This window comes from Mycobacterium sp. E2327, assembly GCF_001672675.1.
Classification (GTDB): domain Bacteria; phylum Actinomycetota; class Actinomycetes; order Mycobacteriales; family Mycobacteriaceae; genus Mycobacterium.
Map to the genome: position 1 here is coordinate 1 of NZ_LZKE01000082.1, position 1,335 is coordinate 1,335.

Sequence of the window (1,335 nt, forward strand, 5' to 3'; positions counted from 1 at the left end):
GCGAGCAATAGCTCCTATGTCAAGCCGCGGTGGGTTGGGTGTGTTGGGTGCGGGCTTGGTAGTCCTTGAGGAGTCGGCTGTAGACGATGCGAGATATGCGGCGTTTGATGCAGCGTCGTGCTGCAGCCTTGGTTTTTCCCCCGGCGATGAGCCGTTGGTAATAGGCGTGGGTTTCGCTGCTGGTGGTGCGGATCTGGGTGAGGGCGATGCGATGGATGGCGGTGTTGAGTTGGCGGTTACCCGAGCGGCTTAACCGCACTTGGCCTTCGGTGTTGCCGGACCACACCGGAATGGGCGCCACTCCGGCATGGGAGGCGAAGGCGGCCTCGCTTTTGAACCTGTCCACTGCGGCGGCTTCGCCGACGATCTTGGCCGCAGTCAGCTCTGCGCAGCCGGGAATGTCCAGCAGCGTGGGAGCCACGTCGCGGACCCGCTCACCGAGGCGCTTTTCCAGTGCGTCGATGTCGGTGGTGAGCCGGATGACATCGGCCAGCTCGGCGCGCGCCACTTCGGCCACCACGCCTGGCTGGGTGTCAAGCCAGGCCGCCAGGGCTTGCTGGTGTTTGACCCCTCTTAGCGCCCGTGGTGCAGGCCCACGCTCGGGGTCAAGTTCATGGACATGCCAACGCAGCCGATTGATCGTCGACGTGCGTTGAGCAACAAGGACATCACGTCGATCGGTGAGTAATTTCAACTCCCGCGAGGTCTCATCATGGGAGGCGATCGGCAGGTCGGGTTCGCGCAGCACCGCCCGCGCCACCGCTTGGGCATCGATCGGATCGGACTTACCCCGGCTGCGCGCCGACTTACGCACCGCGTGCATCAACTTCGTTGGCACCCGGACCACCTGCTGCCCGGCGCCCAGCAAGTCGCGCTCGAGCCGCGCGGACATATTGCGACAGTCCTCGATGCCCCAGATCAGCGCGGTACCGAACTGCTCGCGGGCCCACATGATGGCCAGACTGTGACCAGCGGTGGTGGCCTTGACGGTCTTTTCGCCAAGCTTGCGACCGACCTCATCGACCGCGACAAAGGTGTGTTTGCGCTTGTGTACATCGGCTCCAACAACAACCATGGTGGTTGCCTCCTTCACTTCTTGGACAGGGGTGTTGAGGTCGGGCCGGTCGGCGGACACATCTCAGTCGGGGCGAAGCCACGCTCCTATCAAGTCACGCCGGCCGGTCCGTCTCACCGGTGCCGGCAGTACTGCTCAACGCCAACCCGCAGGCGGCAACGCAAAATTGAGCCAGACACCGGTGATCCGGAACCAACACCACGCGCGGGCCTCTGTCACGAAGACACGCCGCCACGCGGCATTCTCACCCTGACACTGAG

Annotated in this window: 1 pseudogene; it reads right to left on the reverse strand. The window is 64.0% G+C overall.

The features are described 5' to 3' along the window. Nucleotides 1-22 precede the first annotated feature (22 nt). A pseudogene (locus A5712_RS09160) lies at nucleotides 23-1,075 on the reverse strand (IS110 family transposase); the annotation flags it as partial. Nucleotides 1,076-1,335 lie beyond the last annotated feature (260 nt).